Genomic DNA, 19,199 nt, shown 5'->3' on the forward strand with positions numbered 1-19,199 from the left:
GACATGACCTTAGACAAGCCATATCTTCGCAGTTCAGGGCACCATTCTTTGCTTTCAACACTCGGTCGGCTCGTTATTTCCGTGAAAGCCCCGGGATAGCAGAGCGGGTGGAGGGGCTTTCAGGTCCAGGTCGTGGATTGCCGCAACAGCTTCGGACAGGTGCAACTTTTCGTTCGGGTTGTATATGTCCGTGCAGGTGGGATCGATCGTGAGATATGAAGGAGTGGAACAAATGCGAGTCCTGCCGGTCCGGAGTGGACCGACAGGACTCGACAGATATTGCTGGGGACTACTTGTAGCTGACTACTTGTAGCTGTAGAAGCCCTCACCGGTCTTGCGGCCCAAACGGCCCGCTTCGACCATTCGACGCAGTAGCGCCGGCGGCGCATAGTTCGGCTGAGCGAACTCGTCGTACAGCGACTGTGCGGCGTTGAGCGCGATGTCGAGGCCGACGGTGTCGAGCAGCGTCAGCGGTCCCATCGGGTAACCACAGCCACCCTTCATTGCGGCGTCGATGTCTTCCTTTGTTGCATAACCTGATTCGAGCATCCGTACCGCGTCGCACAGGTACGGGATGAGCAGCGCGTTGACGATGAAGCCAGCGCGGTCGCCCGCGCGAACCGCCGTCTTGCCGAGAGTGTTCTTGGCGTAGTCGAACACCGTGTCGGCCGACGTCTCGTCGGTGGTCAGTGCCGAGATGACCTCGACGAGAGGCATCACCGGCACCGGGTTGAAGAAGTGCACGCCGACGACCTTGCCGGGACGCTGCGTCGCCTGTGCCATCTTGATGACGGGGATCGACGACGTGTTGGTCGCGAGGATGCCCTCGGGCTTGACGACCTTGTCGAGCTCGGCGAAGATCTCGGCCTTCAGCGACTCGATCTCGGGTGCTGCCTCGATGACGAGGTCGCGGTCGGCGAACTCGCTCATATCGAGCGTGACCTTGATGCGGGCGAGGATCGCGTCGGCGTCCTCCTGGGTGATCTTGCCGGACTTGACGCCGCGTCCGATCGACTTGGAGAGACGTTCGCGCGCGGCTTCGGCGAACTCCTCGGTCGTCTCCTTGACGAGCACGTCGCTACCGGCTTTCGCGCACACCTCTGCGATACCGGCACCCATGGTGCCGCCGCCGATGACGCCTACTTTTTCCACAGCCACTACGAAGACTCCTGATCAGTGTGATGTTCGAGCTGGTCCAAACCTAACCGACCTGCGTCAGCGAAGCAGAGCGCGCGACATGACGACGCGCTGGATCTGGTTGGTGCCCTCGTAGATCTGCGTGATCTTGGCGTCGCGCATCATGCGCTCGACCGGGAAGTCCGTGGTGTAGCCGGCGCCGCCGAACAGCTGCACGGCGTCGGTGGTGACCTCCATGGCGACATCGGATGCGAAGCACTTGGCGGCGGCGGAGATGAAGCCGAGGTTGCCTTCGCCGCGCTCGGCGCGGGCTGCCGAGGTGTAGACCATCAGGCGGGCGGCCTCGACCTTCATGGCCATGTCGGCGAGCATGAACTGCACGCCCTGGTTGTCGGAGATCGGGCGGCCGAACTGCTTGCGATCCTTGACGTACGCGAGCGCGGCATCGAGCGCACCCTGGGCAAGGCCGACGGCCTGCGCGCCGATGGTGGGGCGGGTGTGGTCGAGGGTCGCGAGAGCCGTCTTGAATCCGGTGCCCGGCTCGCCGACGATGCGGTCGCCGGGGATACGGCAGTTCTCGAAGTACAGTTCGGCGGTGGGGGAGCCCTTGATGCCGAGCTTCTTCTCCTTCGGTCCGACGACGAAGCCTTCGTCGTCCTTGTGGACCATGAACGACGAGATGCCGTTGGCGCCCTTGTCGGGGTCGGTCACGGCCATGACTGTGTACCAGGTGGACTTGCCGCCGTTGGTGATCCAGCACTTGGAGCCGTTGAGGATCCAGTCGTCACCGTCTGCCTTCGCGCGGGTCCGCATCGATGCGGCGTCGGAGCCGGCCTCACGTTCGGAGAGTGCGTACGACGCCATCGCGCCGTTGACGAGATCGGGCAGGACCTTGGTCTTGAGCTCGTCGGAGCCGCGCAGGATCAGGCCCATGGTGCCGAGCTTGTTGACGGCCGGGATCAGCGACGAGGAGCCACACACGCGGGCGACTTCCTCGATCACGATGCACGCGGCGATGGAGTCGGCACCCTGGCCGTCGAACTGCTCGGGGACGTGGATGGCGTTGAAGCCGGATTTGTTGAGCGCGTCGAGGGCCTCCTGTGGGAAGCGGGCGTTCTCGTCGACGTCCTTCGCGTAGGGCGCGATCTCCTTCTCGGAGAGTGCACGGATCGCCTCGCGGAGGGCGTCGTGCTCTTCGCTGAGTTTGAACAGATCGAAATCGGCGTTGAGGGCCATGAGGTCGAACTCCAATCGGCACGCGGTGCCATACCAAGTGGTGGATCTGCGCCCACCCTATCCAGGGAGGAGAGCGCAACGTCGCGGAATCGCCCAATTCTAACCACGGCACTGAGTGCCAGGTCAACGGTTGGGGGTTGATTCAGTGCCGTACGGGACTTAGCCGCCGAGGGCGCGCCGCACTTCCTCGGCGACCTCGTCGGGGGGCATTCCCGCTGGATAGGACACCACCGTCACGGCACGCGGTGCCTCAGGAGGTGAGGTCGGGCCGGCGCCTGGAACCACCCCGAACGTGCGTCTGATCTCGTACAACTCCCGGTCGAGGACCTCCGCGGTCGCGGTGTCGTCACCGCGGATCATCGCCCGCAACAGGAAGTTGTGGGCCGAGGTCACCGCAGCCGCGAAGCTCACGATCCGGATGGGCTTCTCACCCGGCACCGCCTGGCGCAGAAAATCCGTGAACAACCGCTCGTAGCGGTAGGTCATCACGAGTTCCCGATCGCGCAGCGCCGGCACCCGCTGCACGACCCGGTACCGCCACACCGACAGGTCCCGCCGGTCGCGGAAGTAACCGAAGACGAGTTGCGCCGCGTCGCAGGAAGCAGCCCACGGATCGTCGAAATCACGCGACAAGTATTCCGACACCTGCTCGAGCAGCGACTCGTGATCGGCGAAGATCACGTCTTCCTTGGAGCGGAACTGTCGGAAGAACGTGCGACGAGAGACGCCTGCGGCCGCCGCGATCTGCTCGACGGTCGTCGACTCGTAGCCGTTCTGTGAGAACAGCCTGATGGCCTGTGAGACGACGTGCACCCGGAACTGTGCGGGGTCCGGTCCCGTTGATTCGGAACGACGGGCGGGGGCTGTTCCGGGCGACATAACTATCGAGTATCCAACGTGGCCGTGGGAGTTACGTCAGGACCGGGTGGTTTCCGAAGCGCGGAGTTCGAATTTGAGGATCTTTCCGGTCGACGTACGGGGCAGTTCGAGCGGGAAAACGATGTCGCGGGGCACCTTGTAGCCCGCCAGCAGGCTGCGGGTGTGGGCGATGATGTCGTCGGCAGTCGCAGTCTGCCCGTCCTTCAGAATGACGAACGCCTTCGGCCGCTCACCCCACTTCTCGTCGGGAACACCGACCACCGCGACGTCGATCACTGCGGCGTGCGCCATGATCGCCTGCTCCACCTCGACCGTCGAGATGTTCTCGCCGCCGGAAATGATGATGTCCTTGGCGCGGTCCTTGAGCTGGATGTATCCATCCGGATGCATGACTCCGAGGTCGCCTGTGTGGAACCAGCCGCCTGCGAAGGCCTCCGCGGTGGCGTCGGGGTCCTTGTAGTAGCCGAGCATGACGTTGTTGCCGCGCAGGACGATCTCACCCATCGTCGCGCCGTCGGCGGGCACATCGTTCATGGTGTCGTCGACCACCCGCGCCGTTTCGGCCTGCAACATGCCGACGCCCTGACGCGACAGCAGTGCCGCGCGCTCGTCACCGGACTTGTCGTCCCACGACTCCTGGTACTCGCAGATCGTGTAGGGCCCGTATACCTCGGTCAGGCCGTACACGTGCACGACCGTGATCCCCAGCTGCTCGAGCTGCGCGATCACCGTCGGCGACGGCGGCGCACCGGCCGTGGTGATGTGCAGGGACCGGTCGAGCGGACGCGCCTGCTCGGCGTTCGCGATGGTCGAGCACACCGCGGGCGCGCCGCACAGGTTGGTCACGCCCAGGTTGTCGATGGCATCCCAGATGGCATCGGCCCGCACCGCGCGCAGGCAGATGTGCGTACCGGCCGCCGCGGTGACCGCCCACGGCGTGCACCAGCCGTTGCAGTGGAACATCGGCAGGGTCCACAGATACTTGCTCTGCCCGGTGAACCCGTTGTGGAAGGTTTCGCCGAGCGAGTTGAGGTAGGCACCGCGATGCGAATACATCACGCCCTTCGGCTTGCCGGTGGTGCCCGAGGTGTAGTTGAGCGTGATGACGCCGAGTTCGTCGTCGACGCTCCACGGCAGCGGGCTGTCGTCGAGCGAATCGGCAAGTGCGAGGAACTCGTCGTAGCGCGCGGTGACCACACCGGCGGGGACCTCGGGCGTCGGCACCGTCGAATCGGGGATCTCGACGATATCGGTGAGTGTCGGGACATCGATGTCGGTGAGCGAGCCGACGAACTCGGAATCGACGAAGAGCAGCGAAGCCTCCGCATGACCGAGAATGTAGTCGAGCTCCGGACCGGCGAGCCGGGAGTTCAACGCGATGAGTACACCGCCGGCAAGCGGCACCGCGAAGTGCGCGATGAGCGTCTCGGGCACGTTCGGCGTCAGGTAGGCCACCCGGTCGCCGGGGTTGATCCGGCTCTTCAGTACGCGGGCGAGCCGTTGGGTCTCCTCGGCGAACTCGGCATACGTGTACCGGCGGTCGCCGTAGATGATCGCCGTGCGGTCGGGGAACACCGACGCCGAGCGCTCGAGGAAGCGCAGCGGGCTCAGCTGGCTGTGGTTGGCGGTCGCGGCAGAGTGGTCGAGTGCGGTGGACACGGAAACCTCCGGGGACATCGGGACAACAGAACAGGCGGCGTCACGTGTGATCGTCGCAACACCGGATCCAGTGGAGGTTACGAATCACGGAATCGGCGTCGCTACCCTAGGAAGAGGGTGTTGGGAGTGAGAGGGCCGACAAGTGAGTACTACGAACCGTGCCGACCTGCTCCGGCCGAGCGACGTCGACACCCTGCGCGCCGAGTTGCGTTCCTTGAAGCTGTCGACCGGTCTGCCCATCCTTTTCGGGGGCACCGTCCACGGCGCCGACCTTGTGTTGTCCGGTTACGTCGGAACCCGTGGCCGCTTTCTCCGTAATCTCGTGATCAGTTCCGAACGTGGGCTCGGCGGAAGGGCGATCGCCGAGCAGCGCCCCCGTTCGGTCGCCGACTACTTCGCGTCGCGACACATCACCCACGACTACGACAGGCCCGTCGGCGGCGAGGGGATCGAGTCGCTGCTGGCGGTCCCCGTCGTCGTGCGGGGGCGGACCCGCGCGGCGATGTACGGGGGCCTCCGAACGCCGCTGCCCATCGGCGACACCGTCACCGAACAACTCGTGCAGTCCGCGCGAGCACTGGCGCGGGAGATCGAGATCCGCGACGAGGTGGATCGCCGGGTGACGCTGCTCGACAACGTCGGAGCGTGGAGCCCGATGGGAAACGGTGAGCGGCTCCCGCTGACGGTGTCCGACACGATCACCGAAAGCTACCTGGAGTTACGTGAGCTCGCGACCGGAGCAGACGACCCGGACCTGGAATCTCGGTTGAAGGCGATCGAGGACAAACTGCGGGCGCTCGGGAGCTCCGGGTCGCGGGTGCCGACAGCGCACCTGACTCCGCGCGAACAGGAGGTGCTCGGATATGTGGCCTTGGGCTGCCGCAACGCCGAGATAGCCGAACGTCTCGCTCTCAGCCTCGAAACCGTCAAGAGCTACGTGCGTAACATCCTGGCGAAACTCGAGGTGCACAGTCGCCATGAAGCGGTGGTGGAGGCGCGTCGGCAGGGTGTGTTGCCCTGAGTCGATCCGTCAGGCCGGCTCGGGAAGTTCGGCCTCCGCGCCGGGAGTGCCACCGAGCGCCGCGACGAGGCGTTCGCGAGCGCGTCCGAGGTGTTTCGAGAGGATCGTGACAGCGCCGTCGCCGTCTCCAGCGGCGACCGCATCGAGGATCTGCTGGTGTTCGGCGGCGATGCTCTGCGTGGTCAGAAGGTGCTGGCCCTGCACCTGCACCATGCACAGCCGCACCTCGGAGACGAGGGAACCGAACATGCGACTCGTCCGGGGGCTGCCCATCGCGTCGACCAGAGCGGTGTGGAAGCGCATGTCGGGTTCGACGATCGACAGTGGCGTGCTGTCCGTCATCGCGGAGATCTCTCCGTTGGCGGCGACGGCAGGATCGGGAAGGTGTGCATTTCGTGCGAGGTGTCGCAAGGCGATGGATTCGAGATGTGCGCGGGTGCGGTAGATGTCGCGGACGTCGTCGGGCCCGAGGTTCGGTACGCGCGCGGTCTTGTGGGCGCTGCGCTGAAGTAGGCCTTCGCCGACGAGTTTCTCGATGGCGGCCTTCGCTGTCGGTCGCGCCACCTCGTAGGCGCGGGCGACCTCGGCCTCGGTCAGTGCATCATCCTGCGCGAGTTCACCGGAGAACAGACGTCTTCGCAGCTCCTCGGTCAGGGCGTCGACGATCGACAGGGCTTTGATCCGTCCCGTCATTTCCGGTTCCTCCCTCCGCTGTCGAATCGGTGCGCGATTCTTCCACGTGAACACCCGGTGCGCTCTTGACTGTCTAGTGTACTTGTCTGACAATTTGTCGATGGTTGATTCTGCGAGCATCGAAGATCTGAGTGCCACCCTTGGTGACGCGCTCGTCACCGACCCGGATCGGATGACGGCGTATCGACGCGACCAGTCGCTCCTGACCGAAGCGGGCATGCCGCTCGCCCTCGTGCGGGCCCGCGACACCGACGACGTGGTTTCCACCCTGCGGTGGGCCCACCGACACGGTGTTCCGGTGGTGACCCGTGGCGCGGGAACCGGCCTGGCAGGAGCGGCGAATGCGCTCGACGGATGCATCGTGCTCAGCGTCGAGAAACTGAACTCGATCCTCCACATCGATGTCGCAGCGCGGACCGCGACGGTGCAACCCGGTGTGATCAACGCAGACCTGGCGACCGCGGTCGCCGCGCAGGGACTCTGGTACGTACCCGATCCCGGAAGCCGTGCCATCTCGACCATCGGCGGCAACCTCGCCACCAACGCCGGTGGAACCTGCTGCGCAAAGTACGGTGTCACCGCCGATCACGTCGCCCGGATCAAAGCAGTGCTCGCCGACGGACGCATCATCCACACCGGAGCGGTGACCAGGAAGAACGTGGCCGGCCTGAACCTGACTCAGCTGCTCGTCGGGTCGGAGGGGACTCTCGCGGTCATCGTCGAGGCGACCATGCGGCTGAGGGCGGCGCCGACGGCCGCGTCGACGGTTGTCGCGGCGTTCCCGTCGACGGGGCAGGCCATCGAGGCAGTGCTCGCGATCCGCGACCGCGCCGAACCGTGCCTGGTCGAATTGATGGATCGCACCACCATCGCCGCGGTCAACGCGATGACCCACATGGGCCTCGACGAATCTGCCGGGGCTCTGCTGCTCGTCCAATGTGACGGCAGCGACGCCGCTGCCGCCGCCCAGGCATGCGCCGACGCGTGCACCGAGACCGGGGCAACCGAGGTATACGACACCGACGACCCGAGCGAAGGCGAAGAATTCATGCAGGCCCGCCGGGTCGCGCTGACCGCACTCGAACGGCAGGGCAGTACCTTGCTCGACGACCTGGCAGTCCCCATTCCGCGACTGCCCGAGATGTTGTCGGCGATCGAACGAATCGCTGCGACGCACCGCCTTGTCATCGGCACGTTCGGTCACGCCGCCGACGGCAATCTGCACCCCACCATCGTGTTCGACGCCGCCGATGTCGACCAGACGACACGGGCCCGGCAGGCGTTCGACGACATGGTGGCGGAATGCCTGGCACTGGGCGGATCGATCAGCGGCGAACACGGCATCGGCGTCCTCAAGGAGCCCTACCTCGAGGAGATGGTGGGTTCGGTGGAACGCGAATTGATGAGCAAGGTGAAGGCCGCATTCGATCCGACCTCGATCCTCAATCCCGGGCGCGGAATCTAGCCGGTCCGCTACCGACGAAAGCGCTGCAAGAATTCGCGAAACCGCCGCCGGAGCCGTGCTGTCCACGGCTCGGCGACGGTACTCGCCGGGCGTTCGAGAACGTCGACGCCGCCCGCGCCGCGCAGCGGCCAACTGCCGTCGACGTCGGTGGTGTCGCGACCGAGGCCCTCGAGATACTCGGCGAAGTTCCGTTGCCGCTCGGCATGCCACGCGGCCTGATCGGCCATGATGTCGAGCTCGGCGAGCTGCGGGAAGCGGACGACGAGCGCACGGACCAGATTGCCCGCGGCGAGCGCATCCGACTCGGCTTCGTGCGCGCACGCCAGGATCACGCCGTACGCCTCGCACACCGCGCCGAGGGTGCGCTTACCCGGCCGCGTGCGATCCATCTCGCGATCGATGACATACGGATCGGCGACCAACCCGAACTCGAGCGGAGGAAATCCGAGCCGCTTCCCTTCGGCGTCCATCACCGTCAGGTCATAACTCGCGTTGAACGCGACGACGATGTGCCCGCGTGCCCACGCGTCGAGCAGCGCCTGCCGAATCTCGAGGTATCCGGCGTGATAGTTCATGCCGTCGGCCCGGGCCTGCTCGTCGGTGATGCCGTGGATGGCGGTGGTCTCGGCCGGAATGGGGATACCGGGGTCGAGCAGCCACGTGCGCGAGTCGATGCGCTCGCCGTCGAACGTCGCGACACACGCGCTGACGATGCGGGCAGCCCTCGGGTCGCGATCGGTCGTTTCGAGATCGAACGCGCAGAGGGGTCGGTCGGGCCAAGGCGTCATGCGCAGTCCCCTATCCGTTCGGTGGGCGTGGTCGGCGGTTCATTCGGCATTGTGTCTGCCGGCACCGACACATCCCGCCGCGGCCGGGTCGAGACTGTCCGGAAGCGTCAGAACGAGTCGGCGCACACGACCATCTCGCGCTCCTCGTAGACGAACCCGCTGTCGGAGATCGAGCATTCGTTGACGTCGGTGGTGCCCTCGAGGATTTCCGTGACCATCTCGCCTTCGATGGCAGTGTCCGAGCAGTCGATCCGCTTCGGGTCCTCGCCACCGAGATCCATGCAGTCGTCGACCTGCCAGTCGATGTCGAGGCACAACGCACCGAGTTCGTTGCCGCGGATGGACTCGAAGTACTGCTGGTCGGAGATGCACTCCGAGCTGCCCGTCACGACGTCGACGACCAGGTAGTTGGAGTCGAAGCTGCCACAGGTCGCTTCCTCGATCGTCGCGTCGTCGACCGTGCCGCCGAGCAGGACGCAGTCGCCGACCTCGACGTCGACCTCCAGGTCGAGATCGGACGCCGACGGGCTGCCGGAGGTCGTCGACGGTGCCGAGGTGGTGGTGCGCGACGTGCTGGGCGACGTCGTCGACGATTCCGTTGTCGAGGTCGCCGAGGAGCCGGCCTCGGGCACGGCCCGGAATTCGACGTCGCTGGAACACCCGGCGATCAACGACACTGCGGCAACGGCTGCGACAACAATGCCGGCCGCACGGCGAAAGGTGATCATGGCTGCTGAGAGTACGGAACGACAGGATCCTGTTCGCGTCAAGGTTGCCGATCAGGGGGTTCTACCTCGTGTAATGCCTTCGATATGACCGGCATCACCTGCGTTCTCGTCTCCTTTGAAAAGGGAGAACGGTGAGGACGATCGGTCGCAACGGGCGCGCGCAGGGAATTCGGATGCAACGATGAGGGTCATGGATCTGCCTGTCGTTCCACCGATAGCGCCCATGCTCGCGAAGGTCGCATCGACAGTGCCGGAGCAACCGGAATCCGGTGCGGCGCAGTGGTCGTACGAGCCGAAGTGGGACGGCTTCCGCGCCATAGTGTTTCGTGACGGAGACGAGGTCGTGTTCGCGTCGCGTGGCGGCAAGGACCTCGCCCGGTATTTCCCGGAACTCGTCGACCGGGTGCGGGTCGAACTTCCGGAGCGCTGTGCGGTGGACGGCGAGATCGTCGTACCGCGTGAACGTGGCGGACGTACCCGGCTCGACTGGCAGGCGCTGTCGGAGCGGATCCATCCGGCGGCGAGTCGTGTCGCGATGCTCGCGGAAGAAACTCCTTCACAGTTCATCGGATTCGATGTGCTGGCGCTCGGCGAGGACAACCTCATGGAGGAGCCGTTCGCCGAGCGTCGCGCGCGACTACAGCGGGCCGTCGGTGGCGGCCCGAGTTGCCATGTGACCGCTGCGACCACCGATGCAGCGACCGCCATGCGGTGGTTCGAGGAGTTCGAGGGCGCAGGCCTCGACGGTGTGGTCGCGAAACGGCTCGACGGGATATACCGCCCGGACAAGCGCGACATGATCAAGCTCAAACATGCCCGGACCGCCGACTGCGTGCTCATCGGCTACCGCAAACACAAGAGCATCGACGGGGTCGGCTCACTGTTGCTGGGGATGTACCACGGCGACGAACTCGCGATGGTCGGCGGCGCATCCGCATTCACCACGGTCAGACGCCAAGAGTTGCTCGCCGAACTGCAACCGTTGCGCGTGGGCGACGACGTGGTCGCCGATGGAGAACAGACGAGGTGGCGTTCGGCGGCAGACCGAAGCTGGGTCCCGCTGCGTCCGGAGCGGGTACTCGAAGTCGCGTACGACCAGATGGAGGGAACACCCGAGACGGCGATGAGGTTCCGCCACGCAGCCAGGTTCCTCCGCTGGCGACCCGACCGCGACCCACTGAGCTGTACCTACGACCAACTCGAGGTGCCGGTGCGCTACGACCTCGCCGATGTACTCGACCGGACGGAGAACTGACGGTGGCGACAGCGAAACGATCACCCGCAGAAGAACTCGACGTCGACGGTGTGCCCGTGCGGATGTCGAACCCCGACAAGATCTACTTCCCCAGGCTCGGGACGGAGGGTGGCACCAAACGTCACCTCGTCGAATACTACCGGACGCTCACGACGTCGTCGGGTGCGCCACTGCTCGATGCGCTCCGAGACCGGCCCAGTCACCTCCAGCGTTTCCCCGACGGCATCGAGGGGGAGGAGATCTATCAGAAGCGCGCGCCTGCGAAACGTCCCGACCACGTATCGACGTGTGAGATCACCTTCCCGTCCGGCCGCACGGCCGATGCGCTGCGCGTGCGGTCGGCGGCGGATGTGGTGTGGGCAGCGAATCTGGGGTGCGTGACGTTCCACCCGTGGGCAGTGCGCTGCGGCGACACGGACAGACCGGATGAACTCCGGATCGATCTCGACCCGCAGCCGGGGACGGATTTCGGTGACGTACGCGCGGTCGCGCTCGAGGTGGTCCGTCCGTTGCTCGACGAATTGGGTTTGACGGGTTTCCCGAAGACGTCGGGTGGTCGCGGTATCCACATCTATCTCCGGATCGTGCCGGAATGGGACTTCGTCGGGGTGCGTCGTGCCGGTATCGCACTGATGCGGGAGGTGGAGCGACGCAGCGGTGACCGGGCGACGACCGCGTGGTGGAAAGAAGAGCGCGGCGAACGAATCTTCCTCGATTTCAACCAGAACGCACGCGACAAAACCATCGCATCGGCGTATTCGGTGCGGCGCACTCCGATCGCGACGGTGTCGACGCCGCTGACATGGGGCGAACTCGCCGACGCCGAGCCGGACGATTTCACGATCGCGACGGTGCCGGAGCTGCTGGCCCGGCGACCCGATCCGATGTCCGGGCTCGACGATGCCGCGCAGTCGCTCGATGTTCTGCTGGAGATGGCCGCACGCGACGAGGCCTCGGGGCTCGGTGATCTGCCGTATCCACCGAACCACCCGAAGATGCCCGGCGAACCGAAGCGTGTGCAACCGAGTCGTGACCGGGATCTGAACAGTGGTGGGACCAGCGGAAACAAGACCTGACCGAGACCCGGTCGTTATCGCACGGAACAGCGCGTCGCGTCGAACTTCTTTAGACTCTCTCACGAGATGGATCGTCGTCAGCGTTGGAGGGCCGCAGTGGTGACCTGGGTGAAAATGTCAGGTCGGGTGTCGGCAGTCGGTGCGTTGATGGCTGCAGCACTCGGCGGAGCGCTGCTGACCGCGGCGCCGGCGCATTCGTTGACGTGTTCGGCGCCTCCCGGCGCGCCGGCGGAATCCGTCGAGATTCTCGGGTCCGAAGCATGCGGCGCGACCACCGAGGGTCCCGGAGGCGCATGGAGTTACGGGAGCGGCGGGGTGGGATTCGCCGATTCACGCGGTGACTCCCGAGTCGGTGCAGCCGGTCTCGACGGTGGTGTCGGAGCTGCCGAAAGTGCGGGGGGACTGCTTGCCGCCATCGGCGTGGGCGCCGGATCGCTCGCGCTCGGTGTGCTCGATCAGCCGGGCGTCGCGTTCGTCGCGACGGGCCCCGGCTCGCAGGCCTTCATCGGCGACGCCACCGATCCGGTCCTGTGCGAAGGCGAGACGGCACTGGCGGCGAACGTCACGACCGGCCAGGGCTGCGTCGTGTACGGATCCTTCAGGTACACGACGATGCCGTAGTCCGACGGATCTCGGCCAGCCGTGTGGCCGGTGGCCACCGGGGTGCCGACAATCTGTATGTAAGGCCCTTCCCGGACGCACGTCGACCCCGTACCGTGTCGGAAACATCCGAGTGGAGGCGCCGATGAGCATACGGACGATAGACCCGGGCCAGGATTCATGCGAGCGGGATGTCCAGGCCCTGCCACCGACCGCGATGCACGTCGACTCTCGGTTCCTGCCACTCGCCGACCGATTCTTCGCCCTCTACAAGGAGCCACAGCACGGAGGCGGGGCGCTCACTGCGTATCTGCACGGGGAGAAGGTTCTCGACATCTGGGCGGGTTGGGCCGGTCGCAACCGGCGCTGGGCCCGCGACACGATGTCACTGAGTTTCTCGACGGGAAAGGGTGTCGCCTCGACCGTCGTGCACAGGCTCGCCGAGCGCGGCCTGATCGACTACTTCGCTCCCGTCGCGCAGTACTGGCCGGAGTTCGCGGCGGGCGGCAAAAGCTCCATCACCGTTGCCGAGGTGATGACCCACAGTGCCGGGCTGCACCGGGTGCGCGGTCTCGTTCCCGGCACCCACGGAATCCTCGACTACGACCGGACGGTTGCCGCACTTGCTGCGGCCCGCCCCGATGAGCGTCGTCGCCGCGGGTCGGGTTACCACGCGGTGACGTACGGCTGGCTGGTCGCGGAGATCGCCGCGCGGGTCACAGGGAAGCCTTTCGTCGACGTGGTCGAACAGGAGATCGCCGAGCCGCTGGGCATCGCCGACTTCTGGTACCGGGTTCCCGTCGGCGAACGACACCGCATCGCACCGCTGTTTCCCCGGATCAATCCGATTCGGATGAACTGGGCTCTGGGCGCATCGGTGCTGTCGCGGATCGGACCGACCCGGGGCCTCGCAGAGGCGGGAATGCCCGAGGGTTTCGACGAACTCGTCCGTGATCCCGCGGTGCACGATGCGGTCATGCCCGGCTGGAACGGGGTGTTCACAGCGCGTTCGCTCGCGCGGATGTACGGGGCGATCGCGGCCGGCGGTTCGCTCGACGGTCGGCGTTTCCTGAAGCCGGAGACGATTGCAGAGATGAACAAGGTGCGCCGTCGCAGCAACGACTACGTCCTCGGTGTCCCGATGGCGTGGCGACTCGGATATCACCAGCCGATATTCGCGAGCACCGAGCGCCCACGAGGCGCGCTCGGGCATTACGGAGTGGGTGGCTCGGGAGCGTTCGCCGACCTCGACTCGGGTCTGTCGCTCGCGTTCACCACCAACCGGCTCGGTGCCGGCGCGATCCCGCTCGGAGATCTCCGCCTGGCCCGACTCGGAGCGCAGGCACGAGACCTGGCCAGGAGGACGTGAGTTCCCCGGTCTTGGGGTTGCCGGCTTCGGGACTGCGGAGATTCCCGTTCCGGTACGAAGAGGAGGCGAGGCGGGCAGTATCCGGGGCAGGGCATTATCCGGGGCAGGGCATTATCCGGGGCAGGGCATTCCATGCCTGTGCCGAGACGTATGAGGAGCGCCGTCATGAGTCATGTGTACCGAGTGATCGAGGTCGTGGGGTCGTCGACCGTCGGAGTGGACGACGCGATTGCCAAGGCTGTCGCGCGGGCAGGGGAGACGACGCGTCACCTGGAATGGTTCGAAGTGGTCAACACGCGAGGCCACATCGATGACGGGGCCGTCGCGCACACGCAAGTTACCCTCAAGATCGGATTCCGCATCGAGTCCGGCGACGAATTGTCCGAATAGCGCATTCTCGTTACCGGTAACGGCCTGGTACGATTTGGGCAATGTGATTCTCGACCAAATCTGTAACGTGTTATAGTCTGGGGTTTCGACGACCCCACCGGCACTCTCAGGCAGGTAGCGAAGTGGCTTATGTGATCACCCAGGCATGTTGCAACGACGTCTCGTGCGTCGAAGTCTGCCCGGTCAACTGCATACACCCGACACCGGACGAGGCGCCGTTCGCAACGACGGAGATGCTCTACATCGACCCGGAGACCTGCATCGACTGCGGGGCGTGTGTCGACGAATGCCCGGTCGACGCAATCTTCGCCGACAACGAGATCACTCCCGAGCAGGAGCCGTACCTCGAGATCAACGCCGCGTACTACGAGCGGTACCCGATCGGCCCCGACTGGCCCGAGCTGCGCAGCCGCAAGAAGATCCCCGCTGATCTCGGAACGCTGCGTGTCGCGATCGTCGGATCCGGTCCGGCCGCGTGCTACGCGGCGCAGGAACTCGTCTCGCACTCGAGCATCCGGGTCGACATGTTCGATCGTCTACCTACCCCCTACGGGCTGGTGCGGGCCGGTGTCGCGCCGGATCACCAGACCACCAAGGGTGTCGGCGACGTCTTCCGCAGCGCCATCGGTCACAAGAACACCCAGTGCTGGTTCAACGTCGAGGTCGGTACGCACATCACCCACGACGAACTCCTCGCACACCACCACGCCGTGATCTATGCGGTCGGCGCATCGAGCGACCGTCACCTCGGCGTGCCCGGCGAGGACCTCGCGGGTTCCCACGCCGCCACAGAATTCGTCGCCTGGTACAACGGCCATCCCGACTACGCCGACCGGCAGTTCGACCTGTCCGGGGAGCGCGCCGTGATCATCGGCAACGGCAACGTCGCACTCGACGTCGCACGCGCCCTGGTGATGAACCCGGACGATCTCGCCCGCACCGACATGGCCGAGCACGCAGTCGAAGCACTGCGGAACTCGAACATCCGCGAGGTGGTCGTCGTCGGTCGTCGTGGTCCGGCACAGGCCGCGTACACCAATCCCGAATTGCTCGCCCTCGGGCAGCTCGACGGTATCGATGTCATCGTCGATCCGGCCGAGATCGAACTCGACGCGGCCAGCCAGGCACTCCTCGACGACCCCGACGTCGAACCGCGGATCGCCCTCAAGATGCGTCAGGTCGAGGGGTACGCACAGGCTGCCCCGAACCCCGGCAACAAGCGCATCGTGCTGCGGTACCTCGCATCGCCGGTCGAGATCGCGGGCGAGGGCAGAGCCGAGTCGATCACCATCGAACGCAACGAACTCGTCGAAGCCGACGGCAGGCTGGAAGCCCGGCCCACCGGCGAGACCGAGACACTCACCACCGGCCTCGTGCTCCGCTCGATCGGATACCGCGGCACCCCCGTCGACGGCCTTCCGTTCGACGAGAAGCGGGGCGTCATCCCGAACGAGGCGGGAAAGGTCGTGGATCTCGACACCGGCAACCCCGTCCCCGGTGTCTACACCGCGGGATGGATCAAGCGCGGTCCGAGCGGTGTGATCGGCACCAACAAACAGTGCTCGGCGGAGACCGTCGCGCAACTCGTCGACGACTTCATCGCCGGTCGACTCGCCGAACCTGTCGCGGATCGGGAGAAGCTCGACGCACTGGTCGCCGAACGCCGCCCCGAATACGTCGACTACAAGGGTTGGCAGGCCATCGACAAGCAGGAACGCGCCCGCGGCAAGGCGGCCGGCAGGTCGCGCCTGAAGTTCGTCTCGGTCGAGGAATTGCTTGCGGCATCACGGCCCGAGGCCTGATCGCGCACTGGCTCTACCCACGCTGAGCGAATGTATCGTTCGTCTCCTTCAATAGATCGAACGATACATTCGCTCAGCTCCCGAATTGCTCGATGTCGGGTCGGTGTGTGTAATGACGAGGTACGCCAGTGCCGCGGTCGGGGATGGAAAACGCGGCGCACCGTCGAATGATGGGTAATTTATCGATGTCTGTGAAGCAGTCCATGCCCAAGAGTCGTCACCGTGTCGCGCGCCGGGTCGGCCGCTTCGTCGCCGCCCTCACGGGTGCCGGCGCAGTCGCACTTGCGATGGCGGGCCCCGTGGCTGCCGCGCCGCTGTGGCCGGGTGGACCGGAGGCGCCGAGCGTCGAAGACCTGATCGAGGGTCTCGCACCGGCGGTCCCGGGCGCACCGCAACTCCCGACCCCGCAGCAGGCGGCGCCGTTCTCGGACCCGTCTGTGAACCCGTCCTCCGGTGAAACGGTCGGTGTCGCGCAGCCCGTCATCATCCGGTTCAACGAACCGGTCGGCGACCGGGCTGCCGCCGAACGCGCAATCAAGATCACCTCGACGCCGGCGGTCGGTGGCCACTTCTACTGGGCGTCGGATCAGCAGGTGCGGTGGAAGCCGTACGAGTTCTGGCCCGCACACACCACCGTCGACGTCCGGGCAGGCGGCTCGCACTCGTCGTTCACGATCGGCGACGCGCTCGTGACCGTGGCCGACGACACCACCAAGACGATCACCGTCACCCGTAACGGTGAGGTGGTCCGGACCATGCCGACCTCGTTCGGCAAGCCCGGCTACGAAACCCCGAACGGCACCTACATCGTCGGTGACAAGTTCCGCGAGATGTACATGGATTCGTCCACGTACGGCGTGCCCGTCGACGACCCCGAGGGCTACCGCACCTACGTCGAGTACGCCACGCGGATGTCCAACAGCGGCATCTTCATCCATGCCGCCCCGTGGTCCGAATGGGCGCAGGGAAACACGAACACAAGCCACGGCTGCCTCAATGTGAGCACCGCCGACGGCCAGTGGTTCTACGACAACGCCCGTAAGGGCGACCCGGTGATCGTGCAGAACACTGCGGGCGGTGTCCTCAACGGCTGGGACGGCCTCGGAGACTGGAACCTCTAGCGAGCGCTGCGCTTCCGCCCCCTACCTCAGTTGAGCGAATGTATCGTCCGATCGATCTACGGAGACGAACGATACATTCGCTCGGAAGGGTAGGGGGCGTCTTCTTGCCGTAACCGTCTGTTCGCCGGTGGCGTCCAGACTTCCCCGGTGCCACCGAGTCCGGAACGAACCCTGCCGCAGACGACCCGCGGTCTACGCGGCCGTCCGTGGACCGACTACGCGCTGTTCGCAGTGCTCGTCGGACCCAACCTTGCACTGTTGATCCTGTTCACCTATCGCCCCCTGGTGGACAACATCAGGCTCTCGTTCTTCGAATGGAACATCGCCAGTCCTGCCTCGAGGTTCATCGGCTTCGACAACTACCGAGAATGGTTCGGTAGGTCCGACACCTGGCAGATCGTGGGAAACACGATCGTCTTCACCGCGGCTGCCGTCATCGGCTCGATGGTGATCGGCCTCGGTCTCGCCCTGCTCCTCGACCGGAAACTTCTCGGGCGCAACCTCGTCCGCTCCGCACTGTTCGCGCCGTTCGTCATCTCCGGCGCCGCTATCGGAGTTGCCTTCCAGTTCGTCTTCGACCCGAATTTCGGTCTCGTCCAGGATGTTCTGGCCCGGGTCGGGATCGAATCGCCCAATTTCTACCAGGACCCGACCTGGGCGTTGGTGATGGTGACACTCACTTATCTGTGGAAGAACCTCGGCTACACCTTCGTGATCTATCTCGCCGCGCTGCAAGGCCTGCGTCCCGAACTGAGCGAGGCTGCGGCGATCGACGGGGCGTCGGGTTGGGCCACCTTCCGCAAGGTCATCCTCCCGCAGCTGCGTCCCACCACCTACTTCCTGTCGATCACTGTGCTGCTCAATTCGTTCCAGGTGTTCGACATCATCAACGTGATGACCCGCGGCGGCCCGCTCGGCACCGGCACCACCACGATGGTGTACCAGATCTACGACGAATCCTTCCGCAACTTCCGCGCGGGCTACGGGGCGACCGTCGCCACCATCATGTTCCTGGTGCTGCTCGTGGTGACCGTCTATCAGGTGCGCATCATGGACCGAGGAGACCAGAAGTGACCGCGCTCGCCGACCGCCCCGTCGTCCACGCCGAACTCGAAACGTTGCCGGCACGCACCTACGCGCGACGCGATCGTCCGGTGAAGATGCTCGGCTACGCGGCCATGCTGTGTGTCCTGATCGTCGTGGCGCTGCCCCTGTACTGGATCGTGGTGACCTCCTTCAAGGATCGCCCGGACATCTACACGATTCCGGTGACCTGGTGGCCGGCCGCATTCCATCCCCAGAACTACTCCGAGGCCGTCCGATCCGTCGACTTCGCGGCGTTCTTCCGTAACTCGGTGATCATCACGTCGATCCTTGCGAGCGTGAAGTTCGTCCTCGGGGTCCTCAGCGCGTACGGGTTGGTGTTCCTGCGTTTCCCAGGTAAGAACTTCGTGTTCCTCGGGATCATCGCTGCTCTCATGGTGCCCAACCAGATCACCGTCATCTCCAACTACGCGCTGGTCGCGGAATGGGGGTGGCGCAACACATTCCAAGGGATCATCGTTCCTCTTGCGGGTGTCGCATTCGGTACCTTCCTCATGCGCAATCATTTCCTGTCGATCCCGGCCGAGATCATCGAGGCCGCACGGATGGACGGCGCAGGCCCGTTCCGGTTGCTGTGGCGGGTCGTGCTCCCGGTGTCGGGTCCGACGATGGTGGCGTTCGCGATCATCACCGTGGTCAACGAGTGGAACGAGTATCTCTGGCCGTTCCTCATGGCAGACGACGCGTCCGTTGCGCCGCTGCCCATCGGACTGACGCTGCTTCAGAACAACGACGGCGTCACCAACTGGGGTCCGGTCATGGCGGGCACGTTGCTCGCGATGCTGCCGATCCTTGTGGTTTTCCTTCTCCTGCAACGACACATGATCAAGGGCCTCACCTCCGGTGCGGTCAAGGGCTGAACACTCAGGGAGCGAA

Annotated in this window: 18 protein-coding genes; 11 read left to right on the top strand and 7 right to left on the bottom strand. The window is 65.3% G+C overall.

Features of this window, described 5'->3' with window-relative positions; genetic code table 11:
* Nucleotides 1-303: 303 nt before the first annotated feature.
* The 4 genes from ACFWCF_RS14875 to ACFWCF_RS14890 all read right to left on the bottom strand — a co-directional run bounded on the left by ACFWCF_RS14875 (nt 304) and on the right by ACFWCF_RS14890 (nt 4,929).
* Nucleotides 304-1,152, bottom strand: coding sequence for a 3-hydroxybutyryl-CoA dehydrogenase (locus ACFWCF_RS14875; RefSeq protein WP_378563053.1), 849 nt, complete (start codon nt 1,150-1,152; stop codon nt 304-306).
* Nucleotides 1,153-1,215: 63 nt separating this feature from the next.
* Nucleotides 1,216-2,373 carry an acyl-CoA dehydrogenase family protein gene (locus ACFWCF_RS14880; RefSeq protein WP_054805533.1) on the bottom strand — a complete coding sequence of 386 codons (1,158 nt, stop codon included), beginning with the start codon at nt 2,371-2,373 and terminating at the stop codon, nt 1,216-1,218.
* 159 nt (nt 2,374-2,532) lie between these two features.
* Nucleotides 2,533-3,252 (bottom strand): TetR family transcriptional regulator, encoded by a 720-nt coding sequence (locus tag ACFWCF_RS14885; protein WP_054805532.1) that lies wholly within the window; start codon nt 3,250-3,252, stop codon nt 2,533-2,535.
* 36 nt (nt 3,253-3,288) lie between these two features.
* Nucleotides 3,289-4,929, bottom strand: coding sequence for an acyl--CoA ligase family protein (locus tag ACFWCF_RS14890; protein ID WP_378562616.1), 1,641 nt, complete (start codon nt 4,927-4,929; stop codon nt 3,289-3,291).
* A gap of 124 nt (nt 4,930-5,053) precedes the next feature.
* Here ACFWCF_RS14890 and ACFWCF_RS14895 point away from each other — a divergent pair, with 124 nt between their 5' ends.
* Nucleotides 5,054-5,932: a LuxR C-terminal-related transcriptional regulator gene (locus ACFWCF_RS14895; protein ID WP_378562619.1), complete on the top strand. Its 879-nt coding sequence runs from the start codon at nt 5,054-5,056 to the stop codon at nt 5,930-5,932.
* Nucleotides 5,933-5,941: 9 nt separating this feature from the next.
* Here the strand turns inward: ACFWCF_RS14895 and ACFWCF_RS14900 are convergent, their stop codons facing one another.
* The gene (locus ACFWCF_RS14900) at nt 5,942-6,625 is read right to left on the bottom strand and encodes a GntR family transcriptional regulator (protein WP_378488519.1); all 684 of its coding nucleotides are present in this window, start codon (nt 6,623-6,625) and stop codon (nt 5,942-5,944) included.
* 100 nt (nt 6,626-6,725) lie between these two features.
* Here ACFWCF_RS14900 and ACFWCF_RS14905 point away from each other — a divergent pair, with 100 nt between their 5' ends.
* On the top strand, nt 6,726-8,090 hold the full coding sequence (locus tag ACFWCF_RS14905; RefSeq protein ID WP_378562623.1) for an FAD-binding oxidoreductase: 1,365 nt from the start codon (nt 6,726-6,728) through the stop codon (nt 8,088-8,090).
* Between the two features lie 8 nt (nt 8,091-8,098).
* On the opposite strand, the gene ACFWCF_RS14910 is transcribed toward ACFWCF_RS14905, so the two are convergent.
* Together ACFWCF_RS14910 and ACFWCF_RS14915 are read right to left on the bottom strand one after the other, a co-directional pair.
* A complete protein-coding gene (locus ACFWCF_RS14910) occupies nt 8,099-8,878 on the bottom strand; it encodes a 3'-5' exonuclease (RefSeq protein ID WP_378562626.1) in 780 nt (259 codons plus the stop codon).
* Between the two features lie 107 nt (nt 8,879-8,985).
* On the bottom strand, nt 8,986-9,606 hold the full coding sequence (locus tag ACFWCF_RS14915; RefSeq protein WP_378562629.1) for a hypothetical protein: 621 nt from the start codon (nt 9,604-9,606) through the stop codon (nt 8,986-8,988).
* 190 nt (nt 9,607-9,796) lie between these two features.
* On the opposite strand from ACFWCF_RS14915, the gene ACFWCF_RS14920 reads away from it, so the two are divergent.
* The 9 genes from ACFWCF_RS14920 to ACFWCF_RS14960 all read left to right on the top strand — a co-directional run bounded on the left by ACFWCF_RS14920 (nt 9,797) and on the right by ACFWCF_RS14960 (nt 19,183).
* Nucleotides 9,797-10,861 carry an ATP-dependent DNA ligase gene (locus ACFWCF_RS14920; RefSeq protein WP_378562632.1) on the top strand — a complete coding sequence of 355 codons (1,065 nt, stop codon included), beginning with the start codon at nt 9,797-9,799 and terminating at the stop codon, nt 10,859-10,861.
* Nucleotides 10,862-10,923: 62 nt separating this feature from the next.
* Nucleotides 10,924-11,937: a DNA polymerase domain-containing protein gene (locus ACFWCF_RS14925; RefSeq protein ID WP_378563056.1), complete on the top strand. Its 1,014-nt coding sequence runs from the start codon at nt 10,924-10,926 to the stop codon at nt 11,935-11,937.
* Between the two features lie 114 nt (nt 11,938-12,051).
* Nucleotides 12,052-12,558: a DUF6764 family protein gene (locus tag ACFWCF_RS14930; protein ID WP_378563059.1), complete on the top strand. Its 507-nt coding sequence runs from the start codon at nt 12,052-12,054 to the stop codon at nt 12,556-12,558.
* Nucleotides 12,559-12,754: 196 nt separating this feature from the next.
* Nucleotides 12,755-13,906 (top strand): serine hydrolase domain-containing protein, encoded by a 1,152-nt coding sequence (locus tag ACFWCF_RS14935; protein ID WP_378563062.1) that lies wholly within the window; start codon nt 12,755-12,757, stop codon nt 13,904-13,906.
* A gap of 165 nt (nt 13,907-14,071) precedes the next feature.
* The gene (locus ACFWCF_RS14940; protein ID WP_054712891.1) at nt 14,072-14,296 is read left to right on the top strand and encodes a dodecin; all 225 of its coding nucleotides are present in this window, start codon (nt 14,072-14,074) and stop codon (nt 14,294-14,296) included.
* A gap of 122 nt (nt 14,297-14,418) precedes the next feature.
* On the top strand, nt 14,419-16,098 hold the full coding sequence (locus tag ACFWCF_RS14945; RefSeq protein WP_378562635.1) for an FAD-dependent oxidoreductase: 1,680 nt from the start codon (nt 14,419-14,421) through the stop codon (nt 16,096-16,098).
* A gap of 203 nt (nt 16,099-16,301) precedes the next feature.
* Nucleotides 16,302-17,219, top strand: coding sequence for an Ig-like domain-containing protein (locus ACFWCF_RS14950; protein ID WP_378562638.1), 918 nt, complete (start codon nt 16,302-16,304; stop codon nt 17,217-17,219).
* A 147-nt stretch (nt 17,220-17,366) separates the two neighbouring features.
* Complete coding sequence (locus ACFWCF_RS14955; RefSeq protein ID WP_378562641.1) at nt 17,367-18,293, top strand: carbohydrate ABC transporter permease; 927 nt, start codon at nt 17,367-17,369, stop codon at nt 18,291-18,293.
* Nucleotides 18,290-19,183, top strand: a complete 894-nt coding sequence (locus ACFWCF_RS14960; RefSeq protein WP_378562644.1) for a carbohydrate ABC transporter permease — start codon at nt 18,290-18,292, stop codon at nt 19,181-19,183. The genes ACFWCF_RS14955 and ACFWCF_RS14960 overlap by 4 nt, the downstream gene beginning before the upstream one ends.
* Nucleotides 19,184-19,199 lie beyond the last annotated feature (16 nt).

This window comes from Rhodococcus sp. NPDC060090 (genome assembly GCF_042729855.1).
GTDB lineage: Bacteria > Actinomycetota > Actinomycetes > Mycobacteriales > Mycobacteriaceae > Rhodococcus.